This is a genomic window from Myxococcus sp. CA039A (genome assembly GCF_013336645.1).
GTDB lineage: Bacteria > Myxococcota > Myxococcia > Myxococcales > Myxococcaceae > Myxococcus > Myxococcus llanfairpwllgwyngyllgogerychwyrndrobwllllantysiliogogogochensis.
In genome coordinates this window covers 1-15,382 of the sequence record NZ_JABUMQ010000003.1, presented here as the reverse complement: position 1 = coordinate 15,382, position 15,382 = coordinate 1, and the positions used below count along the sequence as shown (strand labels likewise).

12 protein-coding genes and 1 pseudogene are annotated in these 15,382 nt (G+C 68.5%); 9 read left to right on the top strand and 4 right to left on the bottom strand.

Translation table 11 applies throughout. The features are described from left to right. Window positions 1-214 precede the first annotated feature (214 nt). Together HR086_RS00640 and HR086_RS49655 are read right to left on the bottom strand one after the other, a co-directional pair. Window positions 215-1,591, bottom strand: coding sequence for a hypothetical protein (locus HR086_RS00640; protein WP_174461616.1), 1,377 nt, complete (start codon window positions 1,589-1,591; stop codon window positions 215-217). A 148-nt stretch (window positions 1,592-1,739) separates the two neighbouring features. Continuing rightward, window positions 1,740-1,870 (bottom strand): annotated as a pseudogene (locus tag HR086_RS49655) (IS5/IS1182 family transposase); the annotation flags it as partial. 208 nt (window positions 1,871-2,078) lie between these two features. Between HR086_RS49655 and HR086_RS00635 the strand changes: the two are divergent. Beyond that, window positions 2,079-2,483: a hypothetical protein gene (locus tag HR086_RS00635; protein ID WP_254626118.1), complete on the top strand. Its 405-nt coding sequence runs from the start codon at window positions 2,079-2,081 to the stop codon at window positions 2,481-2,483. A gap of 126 nt (window positions 2,484-2,609) precedes the next feature. On the opposite strand, the gene HR086_RS00630 is transcribed toward HR086_RS00635, so the two are convergent. Next, window positions 2,610-3,449, bottom strand: a complete 840-nt coding sequence (locus HR086_RS00630) for an NAD(P)H-binding protein (protein WP_174464542.1) — start codon at window positions 3,447-3,449, stop codon at window positions 2,610-2,612. Continuing rightward, window positions 3,446-4,321, bottom strand: a complete 876-nt coding sequence (locus HR086_RS00625; RefSeq protein ID WP_373564241.1) for an SGNH/GDSL hydrolase family protein — start codon at window positions 4,319-4,321, stop codon at window positions 3,446-3,448. The genes HR086_RS00630 and HR086_RS00625 overlap by 4 nt, the downstream gene beginning before the upstream one ends. 52 nt (window positions 4,322-4,373) lie before the next feature. Between HR086_RS00625 and HR086_RS00620 the strand changes: the two genes are divergently transcribed. From HR086_RS00620 to HR086_RS00585, 8 genes are all read left to right on the top strand, one after another. Then, window positions 4,374-5,285, top strand: a complete 912-nt coding sequence (locus HR086_RS00620) for a LysR family transcriptional regulator (RefSeq protein WP_371745498.1) — start codon at window positions 4,374-4,376, stop codon at window positions 5,283-5,285. Window positions 5,286-5,503: 218 nt separating this feature from the next. Continuing rightward, the gene (locus tag HR086_RS00615) at window positions 5,504-5,704 is read left to right on the top strand and encodes a hypothetical protein (protein ID WP_174452950.1); all 201 of its coding nucleotides are present in this window, start codon (window positions 5,504-5,506) and stop codon (window positions 5,702-5,704) included. Then, window positions 5,694-8,675: an ATP-binding protein gene (locus HR086_RS00610; RefSeq protein ID WP_174464541.1), complete on the top strand. Its 2,982-nt coding sequence runs from the start codon at window positions 5,694-5,696 to the stop codon at window positions 8,673-8,675. The genes HR086_RS00615 and HR086_RS00610 overlap by 11 nt, the downstream gene beginning before the upstream one ends. Further along, on the top strand, window positions 8,672-10,039 hold the full coding sequence (locus tag HR086_RS00605) for a sigma-54 dependent transcriptional regulator (protein ID WP_174464540.1): 1,368 nt from the start codon (window positions 8,672-8,674) through the stop codon (window positions 10,037-10,039). The genes HR086_RS00610 and HR086_RS00605 overlap by 4 nt, the downstream gene beginning before the upstream one ends. A 200-nt stretch (window positions 10,040-10,239) precedes the next feature. Beyond that, complete coding sequence (locus HR086_RS00600; protein WP_174464539.1) at window positions 10,240-11,349, top strand: hypothetical protein; 1,110 nt, start codon at window positions 10,240-10,242, stop codon at window positions 11,347-11,349. 30 nt (window positions 11,350-11,379) lie between these two features. Further along, on the top strand, window positions 11,380-13,344 hold the full coding sequence (acs, locus tag HR086_RS00595) for an acetate--CoA ligase (protein ID WP_174464538.1): 1,965 nt from the start codon (window positions 11,380-11,382) through the stop codon (window positions 13,342-13,344). Between the two features lie 38 nt (window positions 13,345-13,382). Beyond that, window positions 13,383-13,661, top strand: a complete 279-nt coding sequence (locus tag HR086_RS00590) for a DUF485 domain-containing protein (RefSeq protein WP_141640705.1) — start codon at window positions 13,383-13,385, stop codon at window positions 13,659-13,661. A gap of 13 nt (window positions 13,662-13,674) precedes the next feature. Next, window positions 13,675-15,303 carry a sodium/solute symporter gene (locus HR086_RS00585; RefSeq protein ID WP_141640706.1) on the top strand — a complete coding sequence of 543 codons (1,629 nt, stop codon included), beginning with the start codon at window positions 13,675-13,677 and terminating at the stop codon, window positions 15,301-15,303. The last annotated feature ends 79 nt before the right edge of the window (window positions 15,304-15,382 follow it).

The following is a 15,382-nucleotide window of genomic DNA, read 5'->3' as shown; positions in this document are numbered from 1 at the left end:
GGAGACATACCAATCGGATGGATTACGCGTTCCTGTCAATGTAGCCGCGACTCGCACGCGCGTCGGTCAAATGGCCCGATGACACGGATACTGAAAAACTCGTGTCACACGTGCATACGCGTTTCATCAGACCCGACTTTTCGTGCGGGCCTCGCGCAAAAGTGTGGAGGACGCGCCACATGCGTGGGGGACAGACCCCCTCAATGCGCCGGTGCTACAGCCTCAGATACACGCCGAGCTGACCGCTGAAGTACAGGTCCTTGGCGCCGCCGGCGAAGACCGGGGTGCCCTCCGCGGCGTTGGCGGTGAAGGAGTAGCTCCGCATCTCTCCGCCCAGCCGCAGACCCAGCATGCGCGTCAGGGCGAACTCCACGGCGAGCTCGCCATCGAGTCCGGAGCCGCTCAGCTCCGGGAGGTAGTCGTCCGAGGACAGCTCGCCGCCGCTCAGCACGTGCTGGTAGCCCACGCGCGCGGCGATGGCCCATCGCTCGGTGAGCGCCTTGCGCAGGCCCAGCTCCACGTGCGCGAAGCGGTAGTCCACGTCGGGCAGGGTGAAGGTGCTCTCCGGCGGGAGTTCCACCGCGAAGGAGTGGGTGCCGTACAGCGCGCCCACCGAGACCTCCAGCCACCGCAGCGGCAGGCGGAAGCGCAGGCCTCCCTCCAGGAGCTGCGCGGTGGTGGCGTGACTGGAGCCATCCGGGAGCCGCGTGGACAGCCCGAAGGCGCGTGAGCCCCGCGCCACGATACCCAGGTTGTGCACCACCCCATCCGTGAAGTGGGAGAGCGGGAAGTAGCTCACCGCGAGGCTCGCCGCCGCGGCGCTGTTGAGGCTGTAGTCGGGCAGCTCGTCGGCGTTGTTGCCCGAGAAGTTGAAGCGGCGGAACAGCCCCTGTCCGGACAGCAGAACCTCCAGGGTGGGGCCGTCCAGGTCGCGCGGGCCGGCTGCCTTCGGCTCGGGCTCCACCGGCGGCTCCTCCTTCTTCACGGTGGGCGGAGGAGGCTTCACCACCGCCGGGCGCGGTGCCTCCGCGACGGGGGCCGGGGGCGCGACCTCGGGCTCGGGCTCGGCGACAGGAGTCGGAGGCGTGACGGCGGCAGGCGGGAGGCTCTGCTCCGAGCCCTCCGTCAGGGCCGCGCCCAGCCTGGGCTCGAGCTCTCGCCGCACATCGGGGAAGGCGCGGTTCGTGCGGACGGCCCAGCGCTCCTCCGCGAGGAGGGTGCCGTCCTTGCCGGAGTAGGCGCGGACCTCCACGTCCCAGCGCTTCGTCCCCTTCACCGAGGCGAGGATCAGCACGTCCGCGCCGAGCTTCTTCGCCAGCGCCTGCCGCTGCTCATCCGTCTTCGGACCGCCGCGGATGAGCTTCACCTGGGCATCCACCTTCTTCGCGGGCAGCACCTCTCGCCCGCGACCCTTCTTGCCCAGCTCCTGCGTCAGCACCCTGCGCAGCGCATCCGCCTGGCGGCCCTCCGGGCGCAGCACCGCCACCTGGGTCTTCTTCGCCTGAGTCTTCTTCGCCTGCGCGGCCTCGGCCGGGCGGTACGACACGACCAGCGCGAGCACCAGCAACACCCATCCCGCGACGCGGCTCACAGGGCCACCTCCCTGGCGCGAACAGACGAGGTGGAAGCGGCTGGGAGGACAGAGACGAAGGGGCGGGAACGCATGGGTGCTCGGCTTCCAGTGACGAGATGAGGGGCTGCCTCTGCCCAAAGCAATTGAAGGGCCAACATCCCGGAGCTTATCTCGGCAGGAGCGCGTGGAACCAGATGATGATGGCCGCCGCGAGGCGCGGCATTCCCAGAGAGGTGTCTTCTCCCATCGCACCAGCAGTCGTCGGAAGCGATTCAGCCAGGAGTGCCCGCGCTCCACCGTCGCGCCTTCTGTCGAGCGTGGCTCGTCTTGGAGCACACTCCTTTACCTCGTCGTAGACAGGGCCTCTGTCCACCCAGAGGTGCTTGGGAAGCGAGACATGGTTTATCAAAACGAGTGGCGTCACCGCTTTCCGATACCGCCCCATAGAGCCAGTTGCCTCGCAGGTGGCCGCCCCGTGTCGGTGGATGCCATGCGAGTGCGGACCATGAACTTCAACCAACCCTGGCGCACTCCAGGAATCACCGAGGTGCGCTACGAAGTCATCTTGCCTGGACAATATGCAGTGGCGCTGCTCGAACGCGATTGGCCTGGATTGGTGAGCGACTACCAGCGGTTTCCCGCGCCGGATGACCCGCTGGACCAGGCCCTGCGTGCCCTCGAATGGCCCGAGCCAGCACGTGCACTCGTTGACCCGGTTGCGGCTCCTCGGATACTTGCCTTCTTCGCCCACGAGCTGCTGCTGCGCTGGTTTGACGATGGCCTCCCAGCAGGTCCCGGCTTCGTGCTCAACTCCGTTGAAGAGACAGGCATGGCCGGCACAGACGTGTACCTCGCGGGCCATGCACGACCGCACGACCCGCGTGTGTCCTATGTCTACCAAGATGTCTGAACCCTCTCCGCCAAGGGCGCGTGTGCGAGCCCACCGCGCCTGGCACGTCGTGGCGCGGCTTTGACGCGCGCATGATGCAGCCCTCGAATTTTGGGGAGGCACAGGGTTCCTACCGAAGCTGAGCGATCAGCGAAACGCTTCGGCGTGCTGCGCGACCCAGCGGTCGAAGGAGAGCGGCCTTCGTCCGAGGACGCGCTCCACTCCTTCGTTGACGAGCGCCATCCGCCCTTCGCGGACCGCGCGCCAGATATCGACGAGCGCCGCGGCGTACGGGCCTCTGCCAACGTCCGCCTGGGCCTCCTCATCGGAGATCGGCTCGAAGCGAACCGTCTTTCCGAGGGTGGCGCCGATCCGGGTGGCCATCTCGCCGTAGCTCAGCGCCTCCGGCCCTGTAATCACCAAAGACTCCCCGACGTACTCGCGCGTCGTCAGGGCCCTGGTGACGACCTCGGCGATGTCGTCCGGATGGATGAAGGCTATCTTCCCCTCGCCCGTGGAGGACCGGAGCACGCCCTCGGAGGCAATCGAATCGGCCCAGCCGAGCGCGTTCGACATGAACGCCGCCGACCGGATGAACGTGAACGAGAGGCCGCTCTCTCGAACGGCGGTCTCGCCGCGCGCATGCCATGGGCCGGTCCCCACGCCCGTGCTCACGTCCAGCGTCGAGAGCTTGACCAGGTGCTTGACCCCGGCAGCCCTGGCGGCGAGCGCGAACGCGCGATCCCAGACACCGAGCTTGGGACCACTGTTCAGGAGAAACACCGCATCAATCCCGGCGAGGGCGGCGGAGAGAGAGGCGCGCGAACCGGACAGATCGCCGACCCGGACTTCGACTCGATCCCCGAAAAGCGCTCGCGCCTTTTTCGCGTCGCGCACGAACACGCACGGGCGCTCGCCCCGTGCCAGGAGGCACCGGGTTACCCCCGAGCCGATGTTACCGGTCGCGCCGGTGACCAGATACTTCATCGCGCCCTCGCGTCGGCCCAGCCGCGCACGACTTCGAGCGCGATTCTCTTTTGCCCCTCCTGCGTGAAGTGAAGCCCGTCCTCCATGAGCAGCTCCTGCGGGGGTGGCAGGCCGAGCCTCGCGAACAGTTCGATCGCCGGCTCGTCGAAGGCGGCAATGACCTCGGCAACGCGGGCGATGTCCTCGTTGCGGAAGCGAACCCCGAAGCGGGACAACCCCCAATGCTTCGACACGCGATCTTCGAGCACCGGGGCAGGAGTTACCCACAGACACCGCGCCTTCGTCTCCCGGGAGACGCGCGTGCGGAGCTCCGCGAGGTTGCGCGCCGTCTCTTCGGGAGCGACGAGCGTCTTGCTCGGCGTCGGGCCTTGTGTTCGAGCGTCGTTCACGCCGATGAAGAACAAGATCCAGTCTGGATTCCTCGCGATGACCCCGCCGATTCGAATCAGGCCGTGCGTTGTCGTCTCACCGGCGACGGCGCTGACGTCGATCGAGATTCCATCCGCGGGACGGCGCGCGGCCAACATCTCGTTCAGGATCACCGCCCACGACTGCGGATCGGAAGTGTGGCTATCGCCGAACGCGAGAACCCTCGCCCCGGGCCGCAAGGGAAGTCGGTCCACCATCGCGCCCACCGCGGGATCCGCGAGCAACTCGCGCGCGGCCTCCTTCGCGCCTGCCCGCAGGCGCCCGAGCTCGGCGGAGTAGGCGTCCGGAGCGAGGCCGAGCAGGGCCGCACGCATCGGCTCGGTGAGCGCCGCAGCCCCGGGAAGCGATGCCACGGTTTGTTCTGGCTGAAGCACCTTCATGAGCCAGCGCGTCTGTTCGGTCGACCATGTCATGCGCAACGAGATACCGGACGGAACGGTCACGCACTAGTATGCTCCTCGGAAACGGACTCTTATCATGAATGCAAAAATAGACGTGGACCTCAACGACGTCGCGCTGCTCGTGCGCGTGGTGCAGCGGCGGAGCTTCTCCGCTGCTGCTCGTGAGCGCGGGGTTCCCGTCTCGACGGTGAGCCGCCGCATCGCTCGGCTCGAGTCGGCGCTCGGCCTGCGGCTCCTGGAGCGCACGACGAGGACGCTTCGCCTGACGGACGCGGGGCGTAAGTACTTCGACCATGCCGAACGCGCGATGGACGACCTCGCGCAAGGCACCGGGCAGGTTCGCGAGCTCCAGGATGAACCTCGCGGCCGCGTTCGCATCGCCGCGCCGAGCGCCTTCGGACCCGCCGTCGCCAACGTGGTCTACCTGTATCTCGCCAGGCACCCGGGGGTGTCGATCGACCTGGAGATCGACGGACGTCGCCCCGACCCCGACAGCGGCTTCGACATCGCGATCGCGACGGAAAAATTGAAAGACACCGACGACTTCGTTGCGCGCGAGGTCCGCCCGATGACCAGGAAGTTGCTGTTCGCGAGCCCGCATTACCTGAAGGCGCACGGCACGCCTCGCGGAGTCGAGGAGCTCGCCTCTCACGACTGCATCACGACGCGCGCCACGGACGGCCACGCAACGTGGACGCTCGCCCAAGGTCGCACGAAGCGACGTTTCACCTTCGCGCCGCGCCTCTACGTGAGCGAGTTCTCCGCTGCCTATCGCGCGGTGCTCGCGGGTGTCGGCATCGCGATGCTCCCCGAGTCGCTGTGCGCCCAGGATGTGAACAAGAGGCACATGGCTCGAGTCCTAGAAGACTGGGAAGGGGAGGCTGCCGGTGTCTATCTGCTCTACCGCGCCCATCGGTCGCTGACGGCGGCGGTACGGACCTGCATCGACCATCTGCTCGCGGAGCTTCCCACCATTCATCTGGTCCGCAGCGCTCGGGAGAACTGACCGGGCGTTGGTCGTGAAAACCGTCTCCCCGTCGCTGCGTGTAGCTCTTCGCGCCCCCAGAAGCTCGCGCGGACAAGGTGGTCGAGGCCGCAGATAAGCTCGGGTGGCTTCACCCACGCGACGGTTTCAACCGCGGCCATCTACAGTTCCCCCCGGCATGGGGACAGCACTTCACCGCATTGTCACCCAGCCGTCGCCCCGCTGCTATCCTCACCACCATGAAGCGCCCCCCTGAGCAGGACGCGCCCGCGATGCCGTCGCTGCTCGTCTTCACCATCGCTGTGCTGCTCTTTGGCTCGCCGCTGCGGCGTCTGTGGTTGGCGGAGGACGCACCCGGGTACATGCCCTTCATCGTGTGGCTGGGCGTCATCGCCCTCGGAGCCTGGGCCGCCTACCGGAGCGGTGGCCATGACGCTTGAGCTGGGCTCGCTCGTCGCCGCATCCGTTGCCTATCTGCTGGTGCTGTTCCTCGTCGCCTACGCGGCCGAGCGCGGCCTCATCTCCTCGCGCATCACCCAGCACCCGCTCGTCTACGCGCTCGCGCTCGGCGTCTACGCGACGTCGTGGTCCTACTTCGGCAGCGTGGGCTACGCGGCCCGGCACGGCTTCCGCTACCTGGGCATCTACCTGGGCGTCACCCTGGCGTGTCTGCTCGTGCCCGTGCTGTGGCGCCCACTCCTGCGCCTCACCCGTGAGCTCCAGCTCACCTCGCTGGCGGACCTGCTCGCCTTTCGCTACCCGGGCCAGAGCACCGGCACCGCGGTGACGCTCTTCATGCTGGCCGGCAGCCTCCCCTACCTCGCGCTCCAGGTGCGCGCTGTCGTCGAGTCCGCGAAGGTGCTGAGTCCCTCGGCCTCTCCCACGCTCGTCGGCATGGGCTTCTGCGCGGTGCTCATCGTCTTCTCCGTCCTCTTCGGCGCGCGACACCTCACCCCGCGCGAGCGACACGAAGGGTTGATGCTGGCCATCGCCTTCGAGTCCGCCGTGAAGGTGGTGGCCCTCGTGGCAGTGGGTGCCTGGGCCGTGTCGTCCGTCTTCGGCGGCGTGGACGGACTGTGGAAGTGGCTGGAGGCAAACCCGGAGGCGGTGGAGCAACTGCGCCGTCCCGCGCGCGAAGCGTCCTGGGCTCCGCTGCTGGTGCTCTCCTGCGCGGCCGCCTTCCTCACTCCGCGCAGCTACCACGTCGCCTTCACCGAGGCCCCCGAGCGCGACGCCCTGTCCACCGCGACGTGGGCCTTCCCACTCGTCTTGCTGGTGATGAACCTGGCGGTGCCCGTGGTGCTGTGGAGCGGTGAAGCGCTCGCCCTGCCCTGGCCCGCGGACTTCCACCTGCTCGCGGTGCCTGCCTCGCGCGGTGCCACGGGGCTGGCGCTGGTGGCCTTCCTGGGCGGCGTGTCCGCGTCCAGCGCCATGGTCATCGTCACCACGCTGGCCCTGGCCCCCATGTGCCTCACGCACCTGGTGCTGCCCCTGGGGTACGCGCGCGGACAACCCCACCTGTACGGCTGGCTCCTGTGGGCACGCCGCCTGCTCATCGCGCTCATCATCCTCGCGGGCTACGGCTTCTACCGGCTGCTGGACACTCGCGGCCTCGGGCTCGTGGACCTGGGGCTCGTGTCCTTCGTGGCCGTGGCGCAGTTCGCTCCGGGCGTGCTGGGTCTCCTCTTCTGGAAGCGGGCCACTCGCGCGGGCCTGCTCACGGGCCTGGGCGCTGGGGCCACGATGTGGCTGCTCACGCTGGTGGTGCCGCTGTGGGCTTCGCCAGGCCTGGTCGCATGGACGCACCGCGTGGCGGTGCTGCTGGGCTTCCCTGGCGACGAACCCTGGGGCTTCTCCACCTTCGCTTCACTGACGCTCAACACGCTGGCCTTCGTCGCCGTGTCGCTGGCCACGCGACAGTCCGAATCGGAAGCCGAGGCCGCGCGAGCGTGTACGCGTGAAGCCCCGGGACTCGTCTCCGGCGGCGTGGAGGCAGGTTCGCCCCGCGAGTTCCGCGAGCGACTCGCGCCCCTGCTCGGCGCCGAGGCCGCATCAGCCGAGGTCGACCGCGCGCTGGCCGGTCTGGGCATGTCCCCCGACGAGCGTCGCCCCGCGGAGCTTCGCCGCCTGCGCGACGGCGTGGAGCGAAACCTGTCCGGACTCCTCGGCCCTGTGCTGGCGCGCCTGACGGTGGAGGAAGCGCTCCGACTGGGGCCCGGCACACGCGCGGCCCTGGCCGAGCAACTCCGCTTCGTGGAGGAACGCCTGCGCGATGCCCGGGGCATGCAGGGCCCGGTACACGCGGTGGAGGCCGTACGGCGCTATCTGCGGCGCATCCTGGAAGACCTGCCGCTCGGCGTGTGCGCGGTGGGCCCGGATGGAGAAGTGGTCATCTGGAACGCGGCGCTGGAGCGACTGTCCGGCGTGGAGGAGCACGCGGCGCGCGGTCATCCCCTGGCCGCCCTGCCCTCCCCCTGGGGCCCGCTGTTGTCCGGCTTCGCGACCGGCGCCGAAGCGGACACCGAGACGCGCGTCACGGTGGGCGACGGTGAGCGAACGCTGCGCCTCCACCGCTCACGGCTCACGCCCGACGAGGAAGGTGGCAGCGCCTCGGAGGGCATGGCGCTGCTCGTGGAGGACCTGACGGCGCGCAAGGCCGTGGATGCGCGACTCGCGCACCAGGACCGGCTGGCCTCACTGGGGCGCGTGGCGGCGGGCGTGGCGCACGAGATTGGCAATCCACTGACGGCCATCGCCAGCCTGACGCAGAACCTCAAGTACGAGCTGGATGACGCGGACGCGGTGAAGGAACGCACCCTCCTCATCCTTCAGCAGTGCCGCCGCATCGACGCGATTGTGCGCGCGCTGGTGGGCTTCAGCCACGCGGGCACGGTGGGCGGGGAGGCTCGCCCGTTCGCGCGCGTGGAGGTCGGCCCCTTGCTGACCGAGGCCGTGCAGCTCGCTCGACTGGCGCGCGCGTCGACGAGGTCTCGCGGCGTGCGCTTCGAGCACCACAGCCCCGAAGGACTCGTCGTCCAAGGCGACTCGCAGCGCCTGGAGCAGGTGCTCGTGAACCTCCTGACCAACGCCGTGGACGCGTCCCCCGAAGGCGCGAGCGTGGAGCTGGAAGCGGAGTCCGCGAACGGGCGCATCCATCTGCGCGTGCTGGACCGGGGGCACGGCATCCCCTCTGAACTCTCGCAGCGGGTCTTCGAACCCTTCTTCACCACGAAGCAGCCAGGCGAGGGCACGGGCCTTGGGCTCGCGCTGGTGGCGGGCATCGTCCGGGAGCACGGCGGCACCATTCAGGTGGACAGTCGGACGGGTGGAGGGACTACCGTGACGGTGAGCCTACCCGACGCGCGCGGCGTGGAGTCGAGCTCGCGTCCAGGTCCGGGAGCCACCGCATGAGTCGCATCCTGGTCATCGAGGACGAGCCCATCATCCGCACGGAGCTGCGGCGATTGCTCGTGCGCGCGGGACACGACGTGTCGGAAGCGGGCGCGGTGCAGGAAGCCGCGAGCGACTACGCGCTCGACTCCTTCGACCTGGTGCTGTCGGACCTGCGCCTGCCGGGCGCGCCGGGCACGGACGTCATCGCCCTATGCCCGGGCGTCCCCGTGCTCATCATGACGAGCTACGCCACGGTGAAGTCCGCCGTGGACGCGATGAAGCTGGGCGCCGTGGACTACATCGCCAAGCCCTTCGACCACGACGAGCTGCTGCTCCAGGTCGAGCGCGTGCTGCGCGAGGGGAAGCTCACCCGACAGAACGCCGCGCTCAAGCGCGAGGTGGAGCAGGCCTATCCCGTGAGCGGAATGGTGGGGAGCAGCCCCGCGATGCGCGACGTGTTCGAGCGCATCCGCAAGGTCGCGCCCTCCCCCGCCACCGTGCTGGTGCTCGGCGAGTCCGGCACGGGCAAGGAACTGGTGGCCCGCGCCCTCCATGCACAGAGCCCTCGCGCGGACGGCCCGCTGGTGTCGGTGAACTGCGCGGCGATTCCAGAGGGCCTGCTGGAGAGCGAGCTGTTCGGCCACGAGAAGGGCGCCTTCACCGGCGCGCTCACCGCGCACGCGGGGCTCGTGGAAGCCTCGCACGGCGGCACCCTCTTCCTGGACGAAGTGGGCGAACTGCCCGCGGCCGCGCAGGCCCGCCTCCTGCGCATGCTCCAGGACGGCGAGGTGCGGCGCGTGGGCTCCACGCGGCCTCGCAAGGTGGACGTGCGCATCGTCGCCGCCACGCACAGGGACTTGCCTCGTCGCGTGCAGGAGGGCGTCTTCCGCCAGGACCTCTACTTCCGGCTGCGCGTCGTGGAGATCCGCACACCGCCCCTGCGCGAACGCGGCGAGGACCTGCCCGTGCTGGCGAAGTACCTGCTGGAGAAGGCCTGTCGGAAGCTCGGCCGCGCTCCCGCCACGCTGTCACCGGAAGCCCTGCTGGCGCTGACCGTCCATCCCTGGCCCGGCAACGTGCGCGAGCTGGAGAACGCCCTGGAGCGCGCGGTCATCCTCGCGGACGGCCCCGTCATCACCCCCGACCTGCTCGCGCTGGAGCTGCCCGGCGGCGAGGCGCGTCCCCTCACCACCGACGCACCCGCGCCCGTCGAGCCAGAAGCCGAGGAGGCGGGCGGCTCCATGGAGGAGTACTTCCGACGCTTCGTACTCGAGCACCAGGAGCACATGGGCGAGACGGAGCTGGCGAAGCGGTTGGGCATCAGCCGCAAGGCGCTGTGGGAGAAGCGCCAGAAACTCGGCCTCCCGCGCACTCGCGCATGACGCACCGCCCTCAGGGCAGGCGCGTTGTCACCGGCCAACGTCTTCCGTCGCGCGCGCTTCGTTACGACGCATTGCACGAATCGTTACCGAGGTAACGCCCACGTCACCTTCCGTAACATCCTGACGCGGCGAGCCAACCTGCAAGGTCTTGAATCTTCGCGTGGCGGCAATTGGCCGGAGTGTTGCTCTGGGCGACGGGCATGCCCCTCCCCCCCACGCGTCCGTTGCCGCTGCTGCTGACGCTCGCGGTGGCCCTGCTGCCCCTGGGCTCCGCGGTCGCCGGGAAGATCACCATCAACGACGAGGCAAACCTCAACATCAACCTGTTGCTGCAGCCCCAGGCCCAGTTCATCAAGGACGGGGCGCCCGTCGGACACGTGGGCACCGACTTCTTCCTGCGCCGCGTGCGGCTGCTCGTCTTCGGCAACGTCACGAAGCGGCTGTCCTTCTTCATGGAGACGGACCAGCCCAACTTCGGCAAGGACGGCAACTACAACGTCGACTTCTTCGTCCAGGATGCCTTCGCCTCCTACGAGTTCGTCGACAAGCTCTGGGTGGACGTGGGGTTCCTCATCGCCCCGCTGTCGCGCCACAATCTCCAGGGCGCCATCGCGCTCAACACCGTCGACTTCCACTCCAACCTCATCCGCTTCACGCCGGGCGTCGGAAAAATCTGGCGCGACATGGGCGTGCAGCTGCGCGGCTTCGTGGGTCCGCTCGGCTTCCGAGCCGCCATCCTCAACGGCGCGGAGGGCACCGTCCGGGAGGACGCGCCCGCCATCAACCCGGATGACATCCCCCGAGGCGTGGCGATGGTGCGGTGGAACTTCCTCACCCGTGAGGAGGACCTCTTCTTCCAGGGCATCTACTTCACCGAGAAGCCCCACCTCTCCGTGGGCGCGGGCGCGGACTATCAGCCCTCCGCCGTCGCGACGGCCAGCGGCGTGCACGACTCGGTGGCCTTCTCGGCGGACGTGTTCCTGGACTGGCCCATGGGCAATGACCAGGAGCTCGTATTCCAGACGGGCGTGTACACCTACCGCCAGGGGATGGACAGCCCGCAGAGCGGCACCGGCTTCCTGTCCGAGCTCGGCTATCGCATCGGCCACGTGGAGCCGCTGGTGTCCGTCGAGTACTTCAACTCGCGCGTCGTGGCGCAGGACACATTCGTGGTGAGGCTTGGCTTCAACCTCTGGTTCCAGAAGCACACCTTCAACCTGAAGACAGAGGTCGCCATCTCCCGCCTGGGCGACATCTCCGAGGCGGACACCGGCATCACCGGCACCGCGCAGCTCCAGTTCTTCTACTGACGCCCCCTGCTCTCCCCGAGGTCACCTCCGATGACTGCCGCGAAGGATTCGTTCGTCTCGCCCAAAGAGCACTTCTCCCGTCACGCCCACGTGAAGACGCTGGAGGACTACCGCGACCTCTATCAAAAGAGCCTGAATGAGCCCGACGCCTTCTGGGGTGAGCAGGCCCAGCGGCTCACCTGGTTCCATCCTCCGGAGGCCATCCGCGAGGTGGACGCGGAGCAGGTGGACTTCTCCTGGTTCAGCGGCGGCAAGCTCAATGCCGCCTACAACTGCGTGGACCGCCACGCGCGGGAGCGCCCCGGCAAGGCCGCCATCATCTGGGCGAAGAACGAGCCGGGCGAATACCAGACCATCACCTTCCGGGAGCTCCAGCACCACGTCGGCCGCGTGGCCAACGTGCTCAAGGCCCACGGCGTCCGAAAAGGCGACCGCGTCTGCATCTACCTGCCGATGATTCCGGAGCTGGCGTACACCATGCTCGCGTGCGCGCGGCTCGGCGCGGTGCACTCGGTGGTGTTCGCGGGCTTCTCCTCGGAGTCGCTGCGCGAGCGCATCCTCGACTGCGGCGCCAGGGTGCTCGTCACCGCGAACGAGGGTCCACGCGGGCCCAAGGCCGTTCCCACCAAGGCCATCGCGGACGAAGCGGTCGAGGGCCTCACCCAGGTGACGTCCGTGCTCGTGGTGCGGCGCACGTCGCGCGAAGTGCCCATGTCCGAGGGGCGCGACTTCTGGCTGGACGTGGAGATGGCGCGCCACCGCGGCGTCTGTCCCGCCGAGTGGATGGACGCGGAGGACCCGCTCTTCATCCTCTACACCTCCGGCTCCACCGGGAAGCCCAAGGGCGTGCTGCACACCACGGGCGGCTATCTCGTGTATGCGGCGACCACGCACCACTACGTCTTCGACGCGCGGCCGGACGACGTGCACTTCTGTACGGCGGACCTGGGCTGGGTGACGGGCCACAGCTACCTGCTCTACGGCCCGCTCATCAACGGCACCACCACCGTCCTGTTCGAGTCCACGCCGACGTACCCCGACGCGGGCCGGCTGTGGCAGGTGGTGGACGACGTGAAGGCCACCGTCATCTACACCGCGCCCACCGCGTTGCGCGCGCTCATCCGGGAGGGCGACGCGTGGGTGAAGAAGTCCTCGCGCAAGTCGCTGCGCCTGTTGGGCAGCGTGGGCGAGCCCATCAACCCGGAGGTCTGGCGCTGGTACCACGACGTGGTGGGCGAGGGCCGCAACCCCATCATCGACACGTGGTGGCAGACGGAGACGGGCGGCATCCTCATCTCCCCGCTGCCGGGCGCGACGCCGTGCAAGCCGGGCTCCGCCACCCTGCCCTTCTTCGGCGTGGAGCCGGTGCTGCTCGACGACGAGGGCCGAGTCATCGAGGGCAACGGCGTCAGCGGCAACCTGTGTCTGGCGCGCTCCTGGCCCGGGCAGGCGCGCACGCTGTATGGCCACCACCAGCGTTTCGTGGAGACGTACTACTCGCGCTTCCCCAACCTGTACTTCACCGGTGATGGCTGCCGCCGCGACGAGGACGGCTACTACTGGATTACGGGCCGCGTGGATGACGTCCTCAACGTCTCCGGTCACCGCCTGGGCACCGCGGAGGTGGAGAGCGCGCTCGTCGCGCACGAAGCCGTGGCCGAGGCCGCCGTGGTGGGTTTCCCTCATGACATCAAGGGCACGGGCGTGTGCGCCTTCGTCACGGTGAAGCCGGACTGGCTGGAGACGTCCACGGAGCAGATGGTGGGCGCGCTCAAGGAACAGGTGCGCCACGTCATCGGCCCCATCGCCACGCCGGACCGTGTGGTCGTGGTCAATGGTCTGCCCAAGACGCGCTCCGGCAAGATTCTGCGCCGCATGCTGCGCAAGATTGCGTCCGGCGAGACGGAGAACCTGGGTGACGCCAGCACCCTGGCCGACCCCGCCGTGCTGGATGAACTGCTCACCAAGGGCACGCCCGTGCGGGCGAAGCCCTGATTCCCCTCGGTCTTCCGACGTCACACTGGAGGCAAGAAATGTCCTCGAAATCCCAAGAAGACGCCCTGGAAGCACTCGCCGCGTCGCGCTGGCGGGTGGCCGCCGTCCTGACGGTGGCCACGCTGGTGGCGTACTTCGGCTTCATCCTGCTGGTGGCCTTCAACAAGCCGCTGATGGGCCATCAGATAGCCCCCGGCCTGTCGGTGGGAATCCTCCTGGGCGCTGTCGTCATCGTCACCGCCTGGGCGCTGACGGGCATCTACATGATCTGGGCGAACGGCAAGTACGACCGGGCCCTGAGCCAACTGCGTCGCTGAGAGCGAGCCTCGAATGAACCCCACATCGACACCGGGCACGCAGCTGGGCCAGCCCAACAGCACGGCCATCTTCTTCTTCCTCCTCTTCGTCGGTGTCACCCTGGGAATCACGTACTGGGCGGCGCGCAAGACGAAGACGACCTCGGAGTTTTTCGCGGCCGGCGGCGGGGTGAGCGCCCTGCAGAACGGCTTCGCCCTCGCGGGCGACTACATGAGCGCCGCCAGCTTCCTGGGCATCGCCGGCCTCGTCGCCATGTCCGGCTTCGACGGGCTCATCTACTCGGTGGGCTGGCTGGTGGGCTGGCCGGTGGTGACGTTCCTCATCGCCGAGCCGCTGCGCAACCTGGGCAAGTACACCTTCGCGGACGTGGTGGCGTACCGCCTCAAGCAGACGCCGGTGCGACTGGCCGCCGCGCTGGGCACGCTCACCGTGGTGAGCTTCTATCTGATTGCGCAGATGGTGGGCGCCGGCAACCTCATCCACCTGCTCTTCGGCCTGTCCTACGAGGTCGCCGTCGTCATCGTCGGCGCGGTGATGATTCTCTACGTGCTCTTCGGCGGAATGATTGCCACCACGTGGGTGCAAATCGTGAAGGCCGTGCTGCTGCTCGCCGGCGCGTCCGCGCTGGCCGGAGCGGTGCTGTACAAGTTCGGCTTCAACCCGCTGGCGCTCTTCAACGAGGCGGCCACGCAGTACGGCGCGCAGACGCTGGCGCCGGGCGCGCTGGTGAGCAACCCGCTGGAGACGATTTCACTGGGGCTGGCGCTGATGTTCGGCACGGCGGGCCTGCCGCACATCCTGATGCGCTTCTACACGGTGCCCAACGCGAAGGCGGCGCGCAGCAGCGTGTTCTACGCCACGGGCCTCATCGGCTACTTCTACCTGGTGACGTTCATCCTCGGCTTCGGCGCGTCGGTGCTGGTGGGCCGGCAGGCGATTACCAGCGTGGACAAGGGCGGCAACATGGCGGCGCCCATGCTGGCGGAAGTCGTCGGCGGCACGGGCTTTCTGGGCTTCATCTCCGCGGTGGCCTTCGCCACCATCCTCGCGGTGGTGGCCGGCCTGACGCTGTCCGGAGCGGCGGCGCTGTCCCATGACTTGTGGTCCAGCGTGGTGCGCAAGGGCGAGGCGCCCGAGCACGAGCAGCTCAAGGTGGCGCGGCTCGCCAGCCTCTTCCTCGGCGTGCTGGCCGTGGTGCTGGGCGTGGCCTTCAAGGGACAGAACGTGGCCTTCATGGTGGGCCTGGCGTTCGCCATCGCCGCGAGCGCCAACTTCCCCGCACTGCTCCTGTCCATGGCGTGGAAGAAGTTCACCACGTATGGAGCGGTGTCCAGCATGCTGACGGGCTCTTTCAGCGCGGTGCTGCTCATCTTCCTGTCGCCCACCGTACAAGTGGACCTGCTGAAGAACACGAGCGCGCTGTTTCCGCTGAAGAACCCAGGCATCATCACCATGCCGTTGGCTTTCGTCGTGGGAGTCCTCGTGTCGCTGTTGTTCCCGGAGCGCGAGTCCAGCGAGCGCTTCGCGGAGGTGAAGCACCGGATGCACATGGGCGCGGTCCAGCCCCCCGTGCCCGTCGCGGCGAAGGTGGCCGCGGCGACCTCCAAGGCGACACCGCCTCCCACGCCCAGCAAGGCGTAACGCCACCGAGTAGCCCTCCTCCGTCATTGCTCCTGGGGAGGAGGGCGGGGGTGGGGCCTGGGCCTCCAAGGAGCCTGGG